Source organism: Roseateles agri (assembly GCF_034043675.1).
Classification (GTDB): domain Bacteria; phylum Pseudomonadota; class Gammaproteobacteria; order Burkholderiales; family Burkholderiaceae_C; genus KK5.
The window spans coordinates 533,019-555,452 of the sequence record NZ_JAXCLA010000001.1; the positions used below are offsets into that span (position 1 = coordinate 533,019).

Annotated in this window: 11 protein-coding genes; all 11 read right to left on the reverse strand. The window is 60.7% G+C overall.

Annotation, left to right across the window (positions count from 1 at the left end):
* Nucleotides 1-7: 7 nt before the first annotated feature.
* Nucleotides 8-5,719, reverse strand: coding sequence for an FG-GAP-like repeat-containing protein (locus tag SNE35_RS02430; RefSeq protein ID WP_320421213.1), 5,712 nt, complete (start codon nucleotides 5,717-5,719; stop codon nucleotides 8-10).
* A gap of 849 nt (nucleotides 5,720-6,568) precedes the next feature.
* Nucleotides 6,569-7,090 (reverse strand): hypothetical protein, encoded by a 522-nt coding sequence (locus tag SNE35_RS02435; protein WP_320421214.1) that lies wholly within the window; start codon nucleotides 7,088-7,090, stop codon nucleotides 6,569-6,571.
* Complete coding sequence (locus tag SNE35_RS02440) at nucleotides 7,087-10,950, reverse strand: RHS repeat domain-containing protein (RefSeq protein ID WP_320421215.1); 3,864 nt, start codon at nucleotides 10,948-10,950, stop codon at nucleotides 7,087-7,089. Before SNE35_RS02440 ends, SNE35_RS02435 begins: the two co-directional genes overlap by 4 nt.
* 56 nt (nucleotides 10,951-11,006) lie before the next feature.
* Nucleotides 11,007-16,553, reverse strand: a complete 5,547-nt coding sequence (locus SNE35_RS02445; protein WP_320421216.1) for an FG-GAP-like repeat-containing protein — start codon at nucleotides 16,551-16,553, stop codon at nucleotides 11,007-11,009.
* A 457-nt stretch (nucleotides 16,554-17,010) separates the two neighbouring features.
* Nucleotides 17,011-17,496: a hypothetical protein gene (locus SNE35_RS02450; RefSeq protein WP_320421217.1), complete on the reverse strand. Its 486-nt coding sequence runs from the start codon at nucleotides 17,494-17,496 to the stop codon at nucleotides 17,011-17,013.
* Nucleotides 17,497-17,516: 20 nt separating this feature from the next.
* On the reverse strand, nucleotides 17,517-18,227 hold the full coding sequence (locus SNE35_RS02455; RefSeq protein ID WP_320421218.1) for a hypothetical protein: 711 nt from the start codon (nucleotides 18,225-18,227) through the stop codon (nucleotides 17,517-17,519).
* 4 nt (nucleotides 18,228-18,231) lie between these two features.
* The gene (locus SNE35_RS02460) at nucleotides 18,232-19,851 is read right to left on the reverse strand and encodes a GspE/PulE family protein (protein ID WP_320421219.1); all 1,620 of its coding nucleotides are present in this window, start codon (nucleotides 19,849-19,851) and stop codon (nucleotides 18,232-18,234) included.
* A 2-nt stretch (nucleotides 19,852-19,853) separates the two neighbouring features.
* Nucleotides 19,854-21,038, reverse strand: coding sequence for a type II secretion system F family protein (locus SNE35_RS02465; RefSeq protein WP_320421221.1), 1,185 nt, complete (start codon nucleotides 21,036-21,038; stop codon nucleotides 19,854-19,856).
* A gap of 37 nt (nucleotides 21,039-21,075) precedes the next feature.
* Entirely contained in the window at nucleotides 21,076-21,534 is a 459-nt protein-coding gene (gspG, locus tag SNE35_RS02470; RefSeq protein WP_348539324.1) for a type II secretion system major pseudopilin GspG, read from the reverse strand.
* On the reverse strand, nucleotides 21,530-21,997 hold the full coding sequence (locus tag SNE35_RS02475; protein ID WP_320421223.1) for a hypothetical protein: 468 nt from the start codon (nucleotides 21,995-21,997) through the stop codon (nucleotides 21,530-21,532). Before SNE35_RS02475 ends, gspG begins: the two co-directional genes overlap by 5 nt.
* 37 nt (nucleotides 21,998-22,034) lie before the next feature.
* Entirely contained in the window at nucleotides 22,035-22,433 is a 399-nt protein-coding gene (locus tag SNE35_RS02480) for a type II secretion system protein (protein ID WP_320421224.1), read from the reverse strand.
* Between the last annotated feature and the right edge of the window lies 1 nt (nucleotide 22,434).

The following is a 22,434-nucleotide window of genomic DNA, read 5'->3' on the forward strand; positions in this document are numbered from 1 at the left end:
CCGGCGCTCAGTTGCATGACGTCGAGCGCTGCGAGTTCGCCGCCAGCGTCGCCGACACCTGCGTCGCTCCGCTCCCCGACACGTTCAGCAATCCGTTGCGCGACCCGTGCGTCGTGCACTGGCTGGTGAAGGTCACCGCGATCGTGCAGTTGCCACCGATATCCAGGGTCTGGCCCGACACGCATGTCGTCTGCGCTCCCGCCGTCGAGTAGCCTCCCATGCCGATGCTGCCACTCGTGTAGGTCACGCCCCAAGACAGGGTCGTCGGCGCCAGGCCCGTGTTCTGTACCGTCACCGATTTTTGTGAGCCGCCACCGGTCACCGTCCCCCAGTCCAGGATGCCTGGCGACACAGAAATCGTGGTGCCGTTGGACCATACCCTCAGCGAGTAACCCGCGCTTGCACCATTGCCGCCGGCCGTGCCTAGCGCGCTCAAGGTTCCCGTGTAAGGCCCCGGGGTACTAGATGTGGTGACCGTCACGGTGCCACAGTTGCCTGTATTTCCGGCGCAGCTACCCGGCCCACTGATTGAGACTCCGGCTCCAACACCGTAGTTCACCGCGGTGCTGGCCTGGCCACCGTTGCTCAGGACGCAGCTCATTGTTGCCACGGCAGTAGACGGCGATGAACTCGAACAGCTGCTGAACCCCAATGCCGGTGGCGTTAGGACCACCAATGTGTAGCCCGCCGATGCGACCGAACCGCTCGGTACGGGCGTGGCCGTCAGCGTGCCCGAGTAGCTGCCGGCTGTCGTACCGGAAGTCACTTTCACCGTACCGCAGCTGGGATTGCCTGCGGTACAGTTGGCGGGGCCGGTGATAGTTGCTCCGCCCCCTGCTCCATAGCTGACGCCGCTTGCTGATGTCTGACCACCATTCCCCAGCGTGCAGGTCATCGTAGCTGCCGCCGTGCCGGGCGATGAGGTAGCACAGTTCGTCAGCGTCAGCGCCGGCGGCGTGTTCACGACGATGGCATAGCCGGCCGAGGCTGCGCTCCCGGCCGGCGTCGGCGTCGCCGTCAAGGTGCCGCTGTAGCTTCCGGCGGCAGCGCTGGACGTCACGGTCACCGTCCCGCAGTTGGCGTTGCCCGCGGCGCACCCGCTCGGCCCAGCCACCGAGGTACCGCCCCCCGACCCAAAGCCAATGCTGCTCGCCGATGTCTGGCCGCTGTTGCCGAGCGTGCAACTCATCGCGCCCGAGGCCGTGCTCGGCGCGGATGTGCTGCAATTTGTCAAGGTCAAGGCAGGCGGCGTGTTCACCACGATCGTGTAGGCCTTGGTCGCAACCGTGCCAGCGGGCGTAGGCGTCACGCTCAATATTCCGGAATAGGTTGCGGCGGTAGCGGTGGAGCTGACGATGACAGTGCCGCAGTTCGTGCTGCCTGCTGCGCAACTTGAAGGCCCGGCGACGGTGGTCCCGGTACCGGCCCCATAGCCGATGCCACTGGCCGCAGTCTGGCCGCTATTGCCCACCGTACAGCTCATCGAGCCAGCTCCTGTGCTCGGGGAAGACGTGTTGCAATTGCTTAGGGTCAGCACCGGCGGGGTATTGACGACGATCGTGTAGCCCGCAGACACAGCACCAACCGCAGGTGTGGGCGTGGCAGTCAAAGTACCGGTGTACGTACCGGCAGCCGCATTGGACGTGACCGTGACGTTGCCGCAATTCGCATTGCCAGCTGCACAACTCGCTGGCCCTGTCGCGCTGGTTCCGCTGCCCGACCCGTAGCTGATGCCGCTGGCAGCGGTCTGCCCACTATTGCCTAGTCGGCAGCTCATGGTGCCTGCGGCGGTACTCGCAGAAGACGTCGAGCAGTTCGTCAGCGTCAGTGCCGTGGGCGTATTGACAACAATGGCGTAGCTCGCAGACGCACTCGAGCCCGTGGGCGTAGGCGTGACTGCCAAGCTACCGGAGTAATTTCCCGCAACAGCACTGGACGTTACGGTTGCAGTGCCGCAATTGGCGTTCCCAGCCGCGCAACTGGCAGGACCAGTAGCAGTGGTGCCGCTTCCCGAGCTGTACCCAATACTGCTTGCCGTCGTTTGCCCGCTGTTCCCCAACGTGCAGCTCAAGACGCCAGCAGTCGTGCTCGGTGAGGACGTGCTGCAACTCGTCAGCGTCAGCGCCGGAGGTGTATTCACGACGATGGCGTAGGACTGCGTCGCGTTGATACCGGACGGTGTGGGCGTTGCTGTCAAGGTGCCACCGTAATTCCCTGCAGCGGCATTGGAAGTCACGACCACGGTACCGCAGTTGGCATTGCCCGCCGCGCAGCTGCTGGGTCCGGATGCTGAGACGCCGCTGCCATAGCCATAGGCAATGCCAGTTGCTGCGGTCTGCCCGCCATTCCCGATAGTGCATGTCATCTTGCCGGCTGTCGTGCTAGGCGGCGAAGTGCTGCAGCTCGTCAGTGTCAGCATCGGGGGCGACTTGACGACGATGGCGTATACCCTCGAAACGGCGCCGCCGGCCGGAGAAGGCGTCGCAGTGAGTGTGCCGGTGTAGCTTCCAGCTGTGCCGCCGGACGTCACCTTCACAATACCGCAGTCGTCACTTCCCGATTCACAACTCACCGGTCCCGTGGTCGTCGTACCAGAGCCGGATGTGTAGCCGATGCTGCTTGCGGCCGTTTGCCCCAAGTTGCCCAAGGTGCATGACATGGATCCCGCAGCGGTGCTGGGGACCGTAGTGCTGCACAGTTTCAAGACAAGGCTTGCTGGCGTCGGGTTGGCGTAAGGTTGGAATGCCGTCTTGCTGACCGTGCTCGTGCTCGGCAGGCCGATCAACCAGGTGTCCGTCCGGTTGACGTAGTCGCTGACGGTCGTAGTCGAGAACGATGCTCCATCAGATGTGCTGATCGTGTCCGTCGCGTTTGTGATGTTGCAGTACGCGTCGATGCCGCCCGTGTTTACCGAAGCGGTTACCGTGGAAATGGGCGTGCCGTTCAGGTCCTTCAACTGCTTGCTGCTGTTCTTGGCATATGGACAGAGCGCACCAGCCACTGTGGCAACGCTGTCATACGTCGAGCTCTCCAGGCTGAGGACGATGCCGTTGGCCTGGGTCGCCCGTATTTCAGTTGGCATTCCGATCGTTGGATAGTCCTGGCTGACAGTCGTCTGAGTGGTGATGTTCTTTGCGCGGTCAATGGCTCGTCTTTTCTGAAAGCCAAGCACACCGCGACCCGACAGATCGGTTCTATTTGCCTCGTACTGAAAGTCGGTGGTCAACCAGCCACCAACACCGTTCCCGGTCTGCATCGAAGCGACGACCGGCCCGCTCCCACGCAGCGGCGCTTTCGGGTAGGGCAGATCAGCGCCGATGGTATAGATCGACGGATCATTAAGGCGCTTATAGACGAACCGGGTCTGCTGTCCTACGCCGTTAGTCACGGTATCCAACAGGTTCTGAAAGCCTCCATGACCGCTTAGGCCGATCGTCCAATAGCCGGTGCTGCTCGACGTCTCGACGTATGTGGCCAAGTCCATCCGACCGTCGCCATTGAAATCGCCCCATACACTCTGACGCCCGTTTGCAGGATAAGTCGGGAATGTCCAGGGTGCGCAGTTGAAGCTGTACTGATCCACATTCGAATCGCCGTATGCGGAAACTGCGAGCTGACAAAGACGACCATCGCTCATCAAGACATCGGGGCGGCCATCGCCATCGAAGTCGGCGACTTGCGATACCAGCGGACTGATCCAACCCGAGGCCGGTAGATTGGCGCAAGTCATGAGCGTCGTGCCATTGCTCCGGCAGAGTTCCACCCGGTCAATGCCGCCCTGTCCATCCGATATGTAGCCGTTGACGACATCGCTCAACGGCGCGAACGAATCCGCCGTGACGTCAGTGAATTTTGAGGTTCCTGGGCTGGGCACACCGTCCTCCAGCAACTGGCCCGTTGAGCGAACGCCAAACGGCTGGAAGCCGGTGTCGGTTGCCCGGAGGCCCGCCCAGGACCCTGCTGGGTAGACTGTCGGCTGTCGCCGAAATCCCTGCAGGTGAATGATGTCGGTACGGCCATCGCCATCGATATCGCCCGCCATCTGGCTGGTCGCGAAAGCCTGGATGAAGTCATCCGACGCGAGCTTCGCGTAGTAGATGAACGCATAGGAACCCGGGTAGCTCCCACAGCCGCCCTCAAATCCGGATCCGGTCGACTTGCAGATCAACTCCGATCCGGAGTTGACACCCGCCAGGGCGATGTCATCGCGGCCATCGCCGTTGAAGTCGCCAACAAGGGCGCCGGTAACTTCGCCGTTGCTATAGCGGTAGGTGGCGCCGTATCCAGCCCAGGTGCTGCAACTGAAGCCGCTGCCCGTCGAGAGACACATGGTCCAGTTCCCGGGGCCGTCGACCTTCGGGTACACGGCCAGATCGGTCTTGCCATCGCCGTTGAAATCTCCAGTGAGCGCGTCCCGCGTCAAGACTGCCGGCCCCGACCAGTTCTGGCAGCTGAAGCCGCTTCCCTGAGACAGGCAGACTTGCCAGTTCCCGCTTCCGTCCCCCCGCATGAGATCGGTACGCCCGTCGCCGTTGAAGTCCCCGGCGATAACCTGATTGCGGACCTGTTGACTCTTTTCGCCATCGACCTGGTTGGTCGTAAACGTTACCTGAGGGCCGCCCCAGTTGCCGCTACCTGCTGCGTTGAGAGTATTTGCGCTGGTGTCTCGGACAGACCAAGCGAAACTGGTCGGCGATAGGCAGTTGCCAAGCCCGTCGCAGTCGCTGATGGAAGTGACCAGGCTTCGCCCATTGGCGGGATCGATGGTGTAAGCGATCCTGTAGTCGCTCACCAGGTTGCCGCCGGCGCCATCAGCGTCTGTCAGGGTGCGGGTACGGACCGCAGTGAGTCTTTTGGAGCCGGTGATGCGACTCCCAGCGACGAAGCCGAGTTGCAAGTCCGGCCGGTCCTCATAGACGAACTGGACGGCGTTATACGGCGACCGATTGCCCGCGGCATTGCCCGACTGATCGATGTGACCCGTATAGAGAATCCGATCGAGATAGAACTCACCCTGCCGGTTGGTGTTGATCTTCGTGTAGCGTACGTCGTAGTAGTTGCCGCGCCGGTCCATGACACGCGACAGCGCCCAGGTCAACACGGGGCGGCCAACACCTTGAGCCTCGATCGTCGCGTCGGCCGTTTTGCCGTACGTGAAAATCAAGCCCGCTTTGGTCCGGATTTCCCAGTAGTCAGGACCTTTGGCCGGATCGCTGCCGAACGCCCGCACCTTGCTCTGCGCATCAATCTGCAGTCGATACTCCGCAGTTGCTCCGTGAATGCCGCTGGACGGAAGCATCAGCAGCCGCTGATTGTCCAGACAGAACTGATCCTCCGCAGTCAATGCAATGCCTCGTCGCACGCCATCCTGGGCGATGGTCTTCGGGCACCGTGATATCTGCGACATGCCGTCGATTCGCCATCCCTGCCCCATCGAACTCATGCCGAACTGGCTCGAATAATCGAGGGAGATCGTGGGAACGACACCCGCCGTGCCGGGCGGCACTGTGATCGGCACGCTGTAGGTCGACGCGCCACTCGCTGATACTCCGGCTTTGCCGGCCAAGGAACCGGAGACGGGGCCAGCCAGATTGGGCGCCTGCAGGGTCACTGCCGTTTGACCATGAACTGCGTTGCAAAAGATGACTGGCACGAGCAGTGCGATCAATCTGCAACTGGCGTTCAGCAGACTTTGCTTTACTTCCTTGACTGGACTCATCATCCGATCCATCTGCGTCCTCTTCCCAGAGTTCGCACCATGCAGATTCCCGCGGAGATGAGGAACGCATGCGCACACACAGCAGTCTTCTGCCGTGCTACACCCACCATTCCTCCCTGGCCGCACCTACTACTGGTGGGAACTTTTCTTTTGAATTCGTGGGCAATTTATGCTGTTGCCCGAGGCCAGGATGCTATCGGTAGAGGTGAGAGTCACGCCTGGAAAAAACCCTGAGAACACCACAGACATGCATCTCAGTCGCCACAAAGCTTGCCCCTATTTGCCTAGGCCCGATTCCTGGATTCGATAGGGGGAAAAATGTCGCTCCATTTGTCTGTTAAATCTCTGGCAGCGATGCAAAGTATTCATCGAGACTCGGGTGCGAACGCTTGGACTTTGGAAGCGATGAAGGACCGTCCACTGCCTTAACTGACCGCATACGAGTCTTGTCTGCGGCCGCATTCTATAGATCGCATTGAAGAGAAGAAAGGCAATACTGGTCACTTCGAGCAGATGTCGCGAGAATTGAACGTCATGTATTCGACCGAACAGTTTCAGTACGAGCAAGATCCCATACATCCGGGTTCTATTGCTCTAACTGCTCTTCAAACCACCGCCCCTTTCACAAACAAGCAAGGCCTCTGCTTCTGTAAGACGTACCAAATGCCCCAGAAACCATATCAGTCGTTTGGAGAAAAGTTGCTGAGTGAAGGGAACTAGTCTGGGTAGACTTGATAGAGGCCGTTTGTTGATTCACCGCGCTGGCCAAGCGTCTCGACCTGGTAATCCAAGATTTACTCGGGAAGGGTTGAGGTTGAGGTGTGGAGTTCCGAGGCAAACGCATTCACGTCAACAAGAATTTCTCGACAGCTGATCCAGCTCGGGACCCCACATGGATTCCTTGGCGCCGTTGGTCCCTAGTCGAGCTTCGACCTTTTGCAAAAATTTCGATATCAAATAACGTGGAATACGGCCATTTGAGTATGCATCCGCACCACAGAGCGCAATGCTTTTCTCGATCATTTCCGCGAACTCAAGAAGCAATGTTAGAAAATCAAGAACACTCAAAGCAACAAGAAGCTCTCCAGTCACATCGTTTACAAATACCCTGCCAGTATGCGTGTCATACCTAATTTCGCGGTCATTCGAGTCTTCCCCTAAATTTAAGTATCGATCTAGCAGCTTCTTTGGAGGGTGGAGCCAAATATTCGGGGCCGCCCAGGATGGCAAACCTAGCCGCCCCAGAGTTTGCGCATCTAAGTCATTGAAGCCTAATTGGACTGAATCAGCATACAGTACAAAAAATAAAGACTTTTCTTCCCAAACTGCAAGCATCCTGGATCGATATTCAGCCAAAAATTCAGGACTCATTCTGATCTCCTAGTCCAACCATGACTCTCCAGCCATTGCTGAATTTTATTCGTGATATTTGGAACTCCATTATGGGCATCATGGGGAGTGCCGTCATAATTAATTGACGTGCCGTCCTTGAAATGGACATGATCTTTTGCCCCTGGCTGTGGATGTGCCTTATCCACTCGATCCACTGCCTTAGGTGCCTGGCCTCGCTCGACTGCCTTTTGCATTTGGCTCGCGGACGTTCGTTCTACGGCTAGCGCTTCTTGCGCTGCGGTTCTCTCCATTCCCGAAGCGAGCCGTGCAGCTTCCATCTCTGCCTCTGTCGCTTTTCCAAACTTGACGAGCGGTCCCACCGCCGCACTTTCGGGCAAGGCAGGTAGCACCTTATCGATGAGGGTGTCTTTCAGTGAATCTGTCGACGATATCGACTGATCCCAGCCCCTTTTCACTACGGACCAGAAGTCCACAGCCCCGTCGACCACCGTCTCGACTGCGCCCTTCGCGGCTGGACCCCCGATAGTCGCACAAGACGTCCCGCAGATAGCCGCCTGACTGCTGGCCTGAGCGCTCCTCTTGGGCCAGGCACTGGGCCGCTTGGTAACAAGAATGACAGCGGACTCAATATCCGACAGCGAACGCAAGATATCTGGCGAAATATTCATGTAGATCAGCGCGGTGAGGCCGCTGATGTCGTAGGTCCGCGTGCCCGTCACCGTGACCTCATCCAAATGATCTACACCTGCATAACCACTGGGATCCGTGCAATTGAGCGGATTGTTCAGACAGTAGGCGTAGCGGTTGTAGTTCTGCAGGTTGCCCGGACTCTGGACCATCGGGTCGACCTGCAGGAACAGGCCGAGGGCGGGATCGAAGATGCGCCCGTTCATGTGCACTAGGCCAACATCGTCTAGCTGCTCGTGCCCGGTGAAGCCCCGGCCCGCGCCCCAGTTGGCCGTGTAGCTCCAGTCCGCCTGGACCTGGCCGTCGGCGTCGTAGTTGCCGTTGACGTAGCGCCGCTTGCCAAACGGATCGTAGGCATAGCGCTCAGTGACTGCGCCTGCGTGATCGGTCGTACTGATCAGCGAGCCCAGGTTGTCGGTGTGCCAGTACTCCAGCTTGACCAGGACGATGCTATCCAGCGGCTCCGGTGCCGCTTGGGCGACATCGAGCACGGGCAGCGCACCCGTCGAGACCAGCACGCCGATCGTCTGGCCGGACACGCTGAGGAAGTGCCGGTTGCTCGTCGTGGCGTTGACCTCCACTTCGCTCTCAAACCCCAGCGCCCCCTGGTTGTCGGGGTGCTGGTAGTAGATGATGCGCGTGCCACCGGCATTGGCCCGGATCTCGCGGATGCGTTGGTGGTTCTCGTCGTATTGCCAGGTGTAGCTGGGCAGGCTACCGGCCCGCCCCGTGATCCCGGTCTGCGCGTCGGGGAGGTTGAAGCTTGTGTAGGCCAGCCCTGCGTACTTGCCGCCGCTGGCGGTGACCATGTTGCCGTTGGCGTCATACGTGTAGGTGCTCGTAACCGCGCCCGCCACGCCGGCGAGCGCGTGCGGATGGGCCCCACCCTGTGCGCTGTAGCTGTAGTTGCCGACGTCACTCTTGTAGAGTAGCAAGCCCAAGGCGTTGTACTGCAGCAGAACCGATCGGCTCAGCCCCGCGATCTGGCTGGCCGCGACCTGGTAGCCGGAGAGGCGGTTCAATGCGTCGTAGCTGAAGGCTTCGGTGACCGCCCCGCTGGAGACACCGCCCGAGGACGTGTCTCCGTTGCCATCGCTGCGTGAGCTGAGATTGCCCAGGCTGTCCCAGACGTAGCTCTGGTTGGCCACGGCCGCATTGGCACCGTTCAGGCCTGCGGTGAGGGTGATCTGCCGATTCTGCGTGGCCTCGAAGGTCTTGTTCGTGATGACGTTGTTGCCGTATAGCTGTTGCTCGATCCCGCCCCAGGCGTTCGCAGACTGGGCCTGCCAAAGCAGGCTGCCTGCGGCCAGTGCGATGCCTTGCGCCTGCCCGGTGCTCGCTCCCGAATTGCTCCCCGTGGCGGGAAGAGGATTCACGGTGGCGGCCGTGAGCAGGTCCATCTCCTGCACGAACCCCAGCCCGGTGTAGCTGTAGCCTACTTGCAGGCCGCTCGGATAGGTGCGGGTGGCTAATCTCCCCGTTTGCCGGTCGTAGCCGACTGCATTTGCGAAGCTGGGCCCATTGCCGAGATCGGTTCGGCTGGACTGGGATCGTCCCAGGCTGTCATAGGAGAACTTCTTGCCGACACCCGTGCTGGTCGTGCTCTGGCAGAGCCTGCCGGCGCCTCGCATCGGCGCGGTGCCGGACATGCAGTAGCTGCCGTCCTTGTTCTTGTCGTAGTACCAGTTGCTTGCATACTCCGCCTCGATGCGATGGACCAGGCGTCCGACGGGGTCGTAGGCCATCGTGGTCCAGTTCGCCACCGCATTGGCGAGCGTCGAGCCGTTGTTCGGATTGGTTGGGCAGGCCGGGGAGCTGGCCCCTCTCATCTTGGCGTTTTGCTGCGCCACGAGCTGGCCCAGGGCGTCGTAGCAGTAGGCCGACGTGCCGGCATCGGGGTCAGCCAACGCGACTTTGTGGCCGCGAATGTCGTAGCTCACCGCGATCACGTTGTTCAGCGCATCGCGCGTGAACAGCAGGTTGCCGAAGGCATCATGCTGGTAGGCGATCTGGGCACCGAGCGGGTCGGTGGCGCGGATCAACTCACCGATCGCATTGTGCTCTTCGACCCTGATCTGTTCGTGATCGTTGGTCGTTGTCGTCGTCGTGCCGGCATAGGCGATGGTGACGACCGCCGCTTGCCTGCCGGTGCCGCCGTACGGTCCAAAGTCAACGGCGTTCTGCGAGCCGGCCTGCACGCTTCCGTGGCTGTCCGTCCGGTAGATCGCCGTCTGGCGCCCGAGCGCGTCGTAGGTCGTCGCCGTGACGCCCACGTCGCCATTGCCGCTCGTCGTGCTGGATCGGGTGGCGATGAAGTAGGGCTGGGTTTGAAGGCTCACCGCGCCGTAGCGGTTGTAGACCGTGTCGGTGGCGATCAGGGCGCCTCGATAGCTACTGGGCTGAGCACTCCCATCGAAGGATTCCGTGACGCTGCGGATCTCGCGGCCCAGCCGGTCCCTGTAAACACGCACGAATGCGCCCATCTTGCGGCCAAGGACATCGCGGGGTTCGCTGTGCACGAATGAGGCGGCGTCGGCGGGCACGTCCGCGGTTCCCGGGCTGGCGACCGAGGGGCAGCTCAAAGGGTCGCCGTTCTGGATGCTGCTGTTCGAGCTGAGGTCCAGGCCAGCACCTATGACACAGTAGGCCGTCAGGGTGCTCGTGTGATCGACGCGCAGTTCCTTGGTCCGCCGGCCGAAAGCGTCAAGTGTCCACGTGACCGTCAATCCATCGGGCGTGGTGGACGAGGTCTTCGCGCCAAAGCGTGCGTCAAAACTGGCGGTTTCTGTTTGGGACAGTGGATTGGTGGCGCTGGTCGGGAACTGTCCCTGACTGTCGTACGCGACCGTGCTGCCGCGCGACGCGAAATTGGCCGCGGGCGACACGCCGGCGCAACTGGTCGTGGTGGCGGAGGTCCGGTTGCCGAAACTGTCGTAGCCGTAGGTCGTCGTCGAGCACAGGTCCGCCTTGCCCGCTCCCGGCTCCGTCGTCTCGCTGGCCAGCAGTCCTGCCTTTGCGCTTCCTGCGGGCAGGTAGCTGAGCGCCGTCGTTCGGCTGTAGCTGTACACATTGGCCGGAGCTTGCGCCTGTGCGGGCTGCAGTGTGAGCACCGTGGGTATCAACACCACGGCTGCAGCGACTTGCCTTGCAAATCGCATCAGCGGCAAAGCAAAGCCTCCCCGAGCGTTCATCGGTGCTCCTGCCATGGATATACCCTCGCCGCTCTCAGCGGTGTGCTGTACCCGGATCAATTGCACACTCCACTGCTGTTATACACAGCCAGGTTCGCGATCGCTGGCGTTCCACCGGCCGCGCCTGCCACACTGAGTTGAGCTGTCTTCGTCGCCGCTGGCCCGCATCCCGCATCAAACTCGACCTTAACGGTGCACCAGGCTCCAGCGTCAAGGGACCCACCCGCGACGCAAGTTCCTCCGGTTGCAATCAGGAACTTGCCTTTCCCAGTTCCGCCATAGTTGATGATCCCAATAGCCAAGGACGTGGCCGAAACCGAGCTCTGGTTGGAAATTGTGAACGTCCCTATGGTTGAGCCGTTGGAACCCAAAGTGACATTCTGGTTAGTTGGTTGCGCGGCTAGATTCGCACTTGCCGGGACGACGGTAAGCGGTACGGTTTGCGATATCGACGTTCCCGCCGCGTTGAAAATGGTGGCCGTACAAGACGCGCTCGAGCTTGCCGAGATTCCAATCACCTTGACATTGCCGTTGTTGACGGTGGAGTTGTCTGCGCTGACGCTCGCCCCATTGCTGCAGGTCGCAGCCCAAGACGTAGCGTTCCAGTCCCCCCAGTTGAAGTTGACGGTTCCACCCACGGTAACGGAGTTGGTCGGACTGAAGCGTGGATTGCCATCCCAATATGGCGCTAGTACGACGTTCGTCGACGCTGAAGCCTGCACAGTGCTACCGGCAGCATTCGTTGCGATCACCGTGCATGTTCCCGTGCCCGCGTTTTGGCCAGCAGCGATGCTGATGCTGCCGCTGTTAGCGGAACCTGAGCCACCTCCTGTTACAGCACCGGAGCAAGTCGCGACAGTACTTACTGCATTGGCGGCCGACCAGTTGAAGACGATGCTGTTGCCTGCTGTCACGTAGACGCCACTCATCGAAGCGGATGTAATCGACGGCGCCGCCACTACATTAAATGACACTGACGATGTCGCAGTACTGTTGGCGGCATTAGTCGCTGTGACTGTGCAGGTTCCCACGCCAGTCCCTGTCGTGCCGACGGTCATCGGGCTGCTTGACCCCGAGCCGGTCGCGGCGCCGGAGCAGACCACAGAGCCGCTGGTGGCTCCGCCACCGACCGACCACGTCAATGTGTTGGTGTTGCCCGTCGTGACATTGGCCGCGGCAAACGACGCGGCTGCCACCGTCGGCGCCGCGACGACCGAGAAGGTGCGCGTCGTGCTCGCCTGTGCGCCGTCCGCATTGGTTGCCGTGATCGTGCATGTCCCCGTTCCCGTCCCCGTCGTGCCGATGGTCAGTGGGCTGCTTGATCCCGAGCCGGTCGCGGCGCCGGAGCAAACCACCGAGCCGCTGGTGGCTCCGCCACCGACCGACCACGTCATTGTGTTGGTGTTGCCCGTCGTGACATTGGCCGCAGCGAACGACGCGGCTGCCACCGTCGGCGCCGCGACAACCGAGAAGGTGCGGCTCGTGCTCGCCTGTGCACCATCCGCATTGGTCGCCGTGACCGTGCACGTTCCCGTTCCCGTTCCCGTTGTGCCGACGGTCATCGGGCTGCTCGTTCCCGAGCCGGTCGCAGCACCGGAGCAGACCACCGAGCCACTGGTCGCTCCACCGCCGACCGACCACATCAACGTGTTGGTGTTCCCCGTCGTGACATTGGCCGCGGCAAACGACGCGGCTGCCACCGTCGGCGCTCCGACGACCGAGAAGGTGCGACTCGTGCTCACCTGGGTACCGGCTGCATTGGTCGCTGTAACTGTGCACGCTCCCGACCCCATTCCCATCGTGCCAACGGTCATCGGGCTGCTCGTTCCCGAACCCGTTGCGGCACCGGAGCAAACCACGGAACCGCTGGTGGCACCGCCACCGACCGACCAAGTCAATGTGTTCGTGCCACCGGTCGTCACAATGGCTGCTGCGAATGAGGCTGTAGCGATCGTCGGGGCCGCGACTACGGTCGCGGTCACTGGCGAAGAGGTGATGGATTGACTTATCGAGTTGGTAACGGTCACCGTGCAGGCTCCCGTCCCGAGAGCGGAAGCGCTGACCGTGACCGGACTCGTAGAACCCGACCCTGCTAACGCACCCGTGCAAGTAGCAGCGGCGGTACCGCCACTCGCGTTCCATGTCAGGGCGGCGCCCTGACCCAGCGTGATCGTGGCCGGGTTCAGCGCAAGAACACCAATCGTTGGCGTTTGGACATTGCCGGAAGTGGCTGTGGCATTGGGTGCGGAACCTGGGCTCGTGCCGATACTGGCCAAGCTGTTGGGTACCGTGCTGGTGGCGGTAGTCTGGGTAACCCGTCCCAAGATCCAATTGCAAGTCCGATAATCGCTGCAAGAGGTGTCATCGACTTGGTAGACGTTGTTCGTGCTCTTTTGGAACGTCTGGTTGATGCCCGCCGCAGTTCCGGTCGTGGACACTGTTACGGACTTCACATTCCCCGCAACGTCATAGACATTCTGAGTCTGCACGGCTGGCATTGGATTGCCGAGCAGGTCCTTGCTGGACACGCTCGTGCTCACAAGGAAGGGCCGGAAGACCTTGGCGCCTACGGGGCACGGCGAGGCACTGGTCGCCGCGGCGGCCGCTGCGCTGGTGGAACTGTCTGCACCCGTCAGCTTGGTCAGGTCGCAGTACACATTGCTGACTTGACTGATCGGGGTCTTGGTACCGATTGTGTTGAGCGCGCCAACATAGGTCGCGGCGGATGCTTGCATCCCCGTATACGGATAGACCTGCAGCAACAGCGAGTCTGTCGTCAGCGCGCTACCGTCGGCGGCAAGCCCTTGGCGAAGAACTTCCCGGAAGCCCAGCAGGCCACGCCCTAACGCATCAGTCTTGAGACCTTTGTATGCGTATTCAGTGGCGACCTTCTGAGATCCGACTCCGCTGTCAACGACGACGGTCGCCACGACGTAGGCGGCTGTGGCCATATCAACGAGGGGGTAGACGGCCTTGAAATTAGCGTCCGATCGATCGCTGGTGTAACGAGGACCCAGAGCTTGGCTAGCCCCCGCCGCCGGCACGCTATTGGTCAGCGGGACGTAGTAGATAGCCGTACTGGCGCCCGAGCCTGAGACGACACCGGTCAAGAGATCAGGTGGACTTGCGTCTACCTTGGTGTAGAGGCGATTGCTGATCGCCCCGTTTCCACTAACACCGTCTGTCCGCATACGCAGCACCTCTGCTGCGCCGTGCCCCGTAAAGTCACCGACGGCGAACGCGGTCGTGTGATCGGCACTCTGCAACTGAACCGGGTTGGCGCCATCCAGCTTGAAGCTGTTGGACTGCGTGAACGTGCCGTCACCGTTGCTCAGCCACAGCGCATTGTTTGCGGCCGTGTCGGACCACACCAGAATGTCGTCTCGACCGTCACCGTTTGCGTCCAGGATTCGAACGCCACGGTTCTGCTTTCCATATGCATCTCGACCAACCAATGCTTGGCTTGCGAGCGTGAAATTACCAGTGGGTCCGCCGCCCCCTCCAGTTAAAAGGTATGACGAGGCGGTACCGAGAGACAAACAGTCTGTCCGTCCATCACCATTAAAATCAACAGGGGTTCCACATCCACCACCACCCCCACTTGAGACGAAGGTGAAGTTTCCGTCTCCGTTCGAGAGCCAGACCCCGCTACTCAGCGCGTAGAGGTCCGTAAGACCATCGCCGTTCCAATCGCCAGTGTTCGCAGGATCAGAAAATCCATTTAATGCTGATGCGGGCGGACTGTAGAGAGTCTGATGTGCCAGGTTCGTGCCGACGAACTCCTGAAATGTCCCATCACCTTGCCCCAAGAACACTCGAGTACAAATCCGTGATGCACATGGATCAGGCGGCAAGGGCCGGTGGTTTATCGGAGAGCTTGGCAAGATCGTCGTGACGATGTCCAGTAAGCCGTCACCGTTGACATCCAAAAGATAGAAATTCCGCCCCTCGGACCGGTAGTAACCATCCGGTGATAGAGGATCATTCGTCTGTGTGCTTACAGCTTGCGTCAAGTCTATGTTTGCCTGGATAACGATCGATTTAAACGACCCGTCGCCATTGCTCAGATACAGGGTTGTATTTCCGCCGACGCAGCTATCAGAAGACGGAGCAACGTTCAGGATGTCCGTCAGCCCATCACCGTTGAAGTCCTCCGTGATTGACGCGAAGCAGCCATTCGACTTACTCAGATTGACTGCACTGAGGTTGAACTGATTTCCAGCAGAGCCCGCCGGCCACTTGACAAAGGTATCGACACCCGCGTTTGTGCGGCTCAGCCAGAGCTGATTTGCGTCGCTTGCAGGGTTGTCGGACCACCGCAAGATATCCGCGCGACCATCGCCGTCGAAGTCACCGATAAGTACGCCATAAGTGCCGACAGCGTTTGTCAAAGGGACTGTGGCAAGCCCACTTGCTGCGAATCCAGCACTGGGCTGATAGACATCGCCGCCCCCCGCCGAATAGGTAAACGTGGTCGCCGGCAAGCATCTCGTGCTTTGGGAACTCCCGGCGCACTCCTGAAGACGGGAGAGAAGGCTGCGACCCGACACCGAGCCCACGGTGTAACTCAGATTGATTGTGCTGACCGGTGTGGCACCGGCATAGGTCGTCACGGACCGGAGCAACTGCGTGCTCACATTCTTGAAGCCGAGTTGATAGGCTTCGCTGCCATCCAGAGGTCCCGCGCCATTCACGCGCGCGCCGTAGCTGAACGCAACTTTATTGGAACCGTAGCTCACTTCCGACAGAAGCCATTCATGTCCTGGTGCGGCTGCAGCCGGACTGGCAGGACCACTGCCCCACGCCACCTCACTCTGTTGATACTTGAAATCGATGCTGTTGCCCAGGGTGTCACTGATTCTTGCAATCGCCCAGGCGACAGCCGGCGCATTCGCGCTGCCTTGAGACGTCTGAAGAATCAAAGCCGAAGTACCGCTCGCACTCGGATCGGCACCATAGGAATTGATTTGCCCAGACTTGGTCCAAACGCGAAAGTAGGCCGGCCCAGTACTTGCGCTACCGTTCGCAACGCCATACGAACGGATCCGCGCATAGGCGTCCTTCTCCGTTCGATACTCGATAAAGCTGCCGCTACTCTGCCCTCCGGCATCGCCTCGCTGGAAGGGAGTCGTCGAACCCGACGCTGGAAAGCTGCCATTGATGACGTCGCCCGAGGTAGGACTGACCTGAATCAACCGTTGCCCGTCAAGACAAAGCTTGTCGTCCGCACCGAACGTGACCGCTCCAACAATGCGGTCCGTTGCCAAATTGGCTGGGCAGCGGGTAATGATGGAAACACCCTGCATGCTCCAGCCGTAGCCCACCGGGCCATTCACGTTACCACCGGAATACGCAAGGCCCAGCTTGGGAGCCATTCCATTGACACCCGGCGGCACCCCAATTTCCTTGAGAAAGGAAGGCTTTCCGTTCGCGTCGACAGTGACCTGCGCCCCTGCAGTGGTCACCGTGGACAAAGCAAAAGTCGCGACTACCAGAACAACGAGAGGAGTAGCAAATCGCCGTATGCGCATCCCGTCTTGCGGTCGAACCGCCACAGGGTCCATGGATCGAGAGGCACCCCGCACGCCATCAATGATCGCCACGTGGCGCCCTCTCATTCCATCGCTTGTACCTACGCGATGAATCGGCGATTGATCACCATGTGACTTGCCGTACGGAATTGTTGGCAGCCGATTGTCGGATGTGCAGTGCATCTGAGTCCCTAGAGTGCCCGAAGGGACTGGCCCGTACTCACCTCTCCGCTAGCATCTCAGACTGGATACAGCGGACGATCTCGCTCACGACAGGAGAAAGCGTCGGTGAATATAGAGTCCTCCCTGCGAGCACTCATTCATTGTTTTGACTTGCCACCATGTGGTTGGTCTGTGGCAGCAATTCTTAGAATCCATGCTAACGACCGACGAACTCTTGTTGCAATGTTGTTAACCCTGAGCGATGGCAAGGTCTGTCACCAACTTGACGAAATTTGCATCAACTGCATGGTTTGTCGCTCATACCCAGTCTTGGAATCCAAGGGCGATACGCGAAACCTCTGTGGACCTACCAAGCAGCGACTATCGTCGCTTGCCCCGCCCCTGATGCTGCCGTCGCCTGCCTTAGCTTCCAGCGAGCATTCGGCTCGCCGTCATTGAGCGACTCAAGATAGTCGAGTAAGGTCTTGTAGTCGGAAAACTCCAAGGCCAGTTCCACTGAGCCCTGATCCGCATGAATGTCGATGCTGTTCAACCGGATGCCATCGACTCGCGTGACTTCGAGCGCATGCAAGGCCTGCTGAACAGGAAAACTCGCCGTCTTGGCAATGACCCGTGCGTCCGGCAGATACGGTGCAACGGGTGCGACAACCTGCCCGCGCTTGTCAGCCTCCGCAGTCAGTTCGTTGATCCGCTGTGCCAGCACCAGGTTCTGATGGTCAATGTCGTTCGCCGTTCTCCAGTCTTGCCAAGCCCGGTGAGCAACGAACGCACTACCGCCTATGCAAACACACACCCAAAGCGCGAGCGGCACTGTGAGCGTACGCTCTGGCATGAAGTCGACTCGCGACGCTCTCATGCGGCCTCCTGGGCAAACACCGCTTGCTCCTCACGATCTCGGCTAACCGGCAGTGCCCGATCCGGAGATGCACCGACCGCTCGTAGGCGTACCAGAGGAATGTCGTCACCTTCTGGCCAGTCGAGTCCCATTCGAAGTCGATTGATAACGGCAAGTGCGTCCTGATCTCCGATCACCGTGCTTTGCGCATGCATCCAGTTCTGCGGGGCTTTGTGGTCGCATCGCAGAATCGTCACGGCATCGCAATCAAGCACAACAAGAGTCGTCAGATTGCGGTCCTTCTTCATCGCTGTCCGCTGAACCTCATTCCACCAGGGCCCTAACGCCCGCAATCGGCCTCCAAAGGATTTGAGGATCTGCTGCTTCACTGATTGCTCAAGAGCGACTGCCAACCTTTGACCACCTGCAACCTTTTCAAGCCATACATCGCAAGGCTCGCTCAGCCCCGTCGCCTCCGCAGCCAGTGTCTGCGCGACGAGCTCCCACTCCTGCGACGACTCGACTCCGTCCACACAAGCGACCAGAAATGGTCGGCACAGACCGCCGCTAAGCCAAAGTCGGATCCGCTCCCGGGGATAGCTCTCCAATGCGTCGAGAAGTTGCTCCAAACCCGTCTCCCAGTTCGGCACGCCTTCACAGAGCACGATTTCGCCCCGCCGCCGCAGGCACACCTGCCGGGTCCCCAGGTACGCGTCCGAGATGCGCACAACGCTACTGCCAGCCGACCACACGCTTGATCTCCTCGGTGCTGGTGATCTTCGAGCGAATCAGGTCCGCCCCCTGCTGTCCAAGCGTCCGTACGTTTCTGCTGTAGACATGCTCACGCAGTGCCGAGACCGGGCTCTGCGATGTGACCAGGTCGCGAAACGCGTCATCGACGGAGTGAACTTCGGCAATCACCCGGCGCCCCTTGTAGCCCGTGCCGTCGCAGGCCGCGCAGCCTCTGACTTGCGGCACCTCGGCAGTATTGGCAAAACCCATGTTCGCGAGCCAATGGGCCTCCCGCTCCGCAACGGGACGCCAGTCGGAACAAATCGGGCAGAGGCAGCGCACGAGCCTCTGCACGATCACGCCATTGAGTGCGGCCATGAAGCCGAACATGTCCAAGCCGAAATGTTTGAAGCGTCCCGTGACGTCAAAGATGCTGTTCGCATGGACGGTCGTGAACACCTGATGGCCAGTCAGCGCAGACTGCACTGCGATCTCCGCGGTCTCTGCATCGCGAATCTCGCCAACAAGAATCCGGTCGGGATCATGCCGCAGGATGGAACGCAATCCCTTTGCGAAGGTCAAGCCCTTGCGTTCGTTGACCGGCACCTGAAGCACACCCGGCAGTTCGTATTCGACTGGGTCTTCAATCGTGATGATCTTCTCGATGCCGTTGTTGACTTCGGACAGGGAGGCGTAGACCGTCGTGGTCTTCCCACTGCCGGTCGGACCGGTCACGAGCAGCATACCGTGCGGCAACTCGGCCAGGTCGCGGATTCGCTGGGCGCTGTCCGCATCGAAGCCCAGCAGGTCCAGCGACACCTGGTCGCGGGGGTCACGCAGCTGCGCCTTGTCCAGAAGCCGCAGCACAGCATCTTCACCGAAGACACTCGGAATGATGGACACGCGAAGGTCGACGTCATTGCCTTCAAGTGCGACGCGGAAGCGCCCGTCCTGGGGCAGGCGCTTCTCGGTAATGTCGAGCTGCGCGAGGACCTTAATGCGAGAGATGACCTCTTCGGCACGCCGCGCATCGTCCAACCGAGCAAAGCTCTGCATCACACCGTCCTTGCGCAGGCGCACAACGACACCGCTACGACTGCATTCAAAATGGATATCGCTGGCACCGCGGGCGTAACCGCTTCTCAAGGCCGCGTCGACAAACTGGACAACGGGTCCCTCCACGCCATCTGACGTCTCCATCAACTGGACAGCAGGTGACTCATCCTCGATGGCGACCACTTTGTCGAGTACACGACCCAACACCTGCCGAGAGGCGGCTGCAACGGGAGGCGTGGCGCCGAGGACGCGAGCCACGCGCCGCAGCGCAGCCTCATCCCAGGGGTCAGCCATTGCCAGCAACTGGGAAGCGCCTGTGCTGCTTGCGAGCACGACCGCCTTGAGTTCCCGCGCTTGCCCCATGCTGAGCCGCCCAAAATCCTCTCGCCAACCCTCGCTATCAAAAATGGCTCCAACGCCGGCTTCGGCGCGCAAGCGCTGGGCCAACTGATCAGGAGCGCACCCTAGCGCGCGCAGCAGGAGATCCAGCACAACGCCCCGCCCGGCCTTGGACTCACGCCGGGCGGCAGCAATCGCACTCTTCAAGTCTTGGATATCAGACATCTCTATCGAATCGAACTGGCTACGTCAAAAATCGGCAGGTACATCAGCACAACGATGCTGCCGACCAGCAATGCGACCAGCAGCAGCATCAACGGCTCGACGATGCGTGTCGCTCTCTCCATGAAGGTCCCGAAGTTGCCTGCATGGCGCTCAGCGATCGTCTGCAGGATGCGATCGAAGTTTCCGGAACGCTCCCCCACAGCCAGCAGGCGCTGCGTGACGACGTCGGTCAGCTCGGCTTCCGACAACGCGCGCGACACGCGCTCACCCCGCGCGATGGCAAGCCTTGCCTGCCGCAGCGATGCATCCATGTTCTGTCCCAGCTGCAGACCCTCGCAGCGTTGCAGCGACTCATCGAGCGTGTAGCCTCCACGGAACATCACGGTCAGCGAGTGATACAGCTTGGCGCGATGAAACTCCTCGACTGCACGTCGAATGGGACCAATACGCTCGCCCAGTCCAGCACCGAGGGCATGTACCCAACCGTAGCGCCAACTGGCCACGCCCGCGACCAGCGCAATACCAAGAATGCCGACCACTTCGACCTGGTGCGCATGAACGAAGCGGCTCGCGCCGACAAGCAGTTGCGTGGACCAGCTCAGTTGCCCCCGCAAGTCCTTGTACATCGTGGCGAAGCGGGGCAACACGACCACAAGGAGGAATGCGCTAACCAGCAGGCCAAGGGACAGCACCAACGTCGGATAGATCGCGGCGCTCACGGCCTTCTTACGCAGTACATCCACCATCTCGTGATACCGCAAATAGTCCGTCAGCGCTTCAGGCAAGGAACTCGTGCGCTCGCTGGCCCGCACACTGGCCACCAGCACCATCGGAAAGACCTCCAGATCCTGCATGGCGTCGGACAGGGGCCGCCCGCGACGCAGTTCTCGCAACAAGGCTTCCTGAAGTTGCGCCCGCCCCGGATCGCTCACCTGAGCCTGGAGTGTGTCGATCGCCTCAACGACGGTCATGCCGGCCTGCAGCAGTGTGCGCAACTCGTGGCACCACCAGGCAACGTCCAACTGCCGCGCCGGATTCCTGCCCGCGGTGCGGGCTACCTGCTCGGCATGGAGTACCCTGCGGCCATCCGGTAGCTCGGCGCCGCGCGAGGGCAGCGTCGCCAGCTCCAGCAGCTCGGTGCCGACGACGCTCGAGTGAGGATCAAAGGTACGGATTCGGACTTGCATGGTCGACGCCACATTGCATGGTCACTGGCCTTCCGCCTTACTGGCCCAGATAGATGTCAGCATCGTCACCAGTGCCACCGGTGACGCGGTCGCGACCGAAGCTGAACAGGTCATAGTCGCGCCCAGGCTGCGTTGACGGCAGCCGGTACTGATACGACATGCCCCAGGGGTCTGCCGGCAAGCTTCCCTTCAGGTAAGGTCCGTGCCATCGGCTGTCTTGAGCACCCGCCGCAGGAGCTTGGGCCAAAGCACCGAGCCCCTCGCTCGTGCTCGGAAACCGGCCCATGTCGATGCGATAGGCCTGTAGCGCCTTGTCGAGTGCGTCGAGCTGCGCCTTCGCCGTCGTCACCTCGGAGCGGGAGATCTGTCCAAGGAAACGCGGGCCGACGATCCCGGTCAGCAGCCCGATGATCAGAATCACGACGAGCAGTTCCAGCAAGGTGAAGCCGCCGCTCCCGGCCTTGCTTGTACCCCTGCCTGTTCCAGCGTGCTCAATAGACAAGGCGTGAGCGCGAGGGCGTTGATGGAGGTTGTTGTGCATCGGGCGGATCCGCAAGAAATTGCCAATCGGAATAGTGAGTTGCCGAAGAAAGCACCTGCCTTCCCACAGGGATGCTTCTTGTCGTCAATGGGGTTTCGTCGCTTGCGCTGCGGACGCCCTTGATGCGTCCGTCGTCGTCGCGAATCGCGACCCAGGGTGCGTCATGGTTGACCGGGTCTGCATAGAGTTCACGCAGGTGCCTCACCATGCCGACGAAGCGCTTGTCCAGCAGCAACTCGCCAAGGTCGTTGGGAAGCTGCTTGACGCTGCCCGGAGACATGTCGCGATAGCGTGTGATCGCATGAGCGTAGGCTTGACCGATCCGCAGCAACTGTTGCTCTTTAGCCCTGCGCGAATCGAGAGTCCAGGCTTCACTGGCTTGTGACAGCCCGAGAGCAGCCAATGCCAACAGCACCAAGACGGCAACGAGGCCATAGCCTCGCTGGCGAGCAGGCTCACCAACTCCCATAGCTGCTCCCGTCGCTGGCCTTGTCGGTGGCCCCACTATGGACGTCGAAGACCCCCTTATCCTGCTGGCTGGCCTTGCTCGGCGGCACTGCGACCCAGCTGTCCGCACGGTCCGTCACCGGATCCGTCGGGATGCCGCGCAGGTAACTGCGCTCGACAAGCTCGTTGAGGGTTTCGGGATAGCGTCCCTGGTCGTTGTAGAACTTGTCGATGGCGTCGCGCATCTGTCGCAAATCCTGCTTCAGCGTCACCTCGCGGGCCTTGTCCAGATGCTGGATGTAGCGCGGCGCAGCGATACTGAGCAGCAAGGCCAAAGCGGCCAGAACGACCAGCAGTTCGATGACGGTGAAACCACCGCCGCTGTAGCGAGAGGCTGCGCGTCTCATG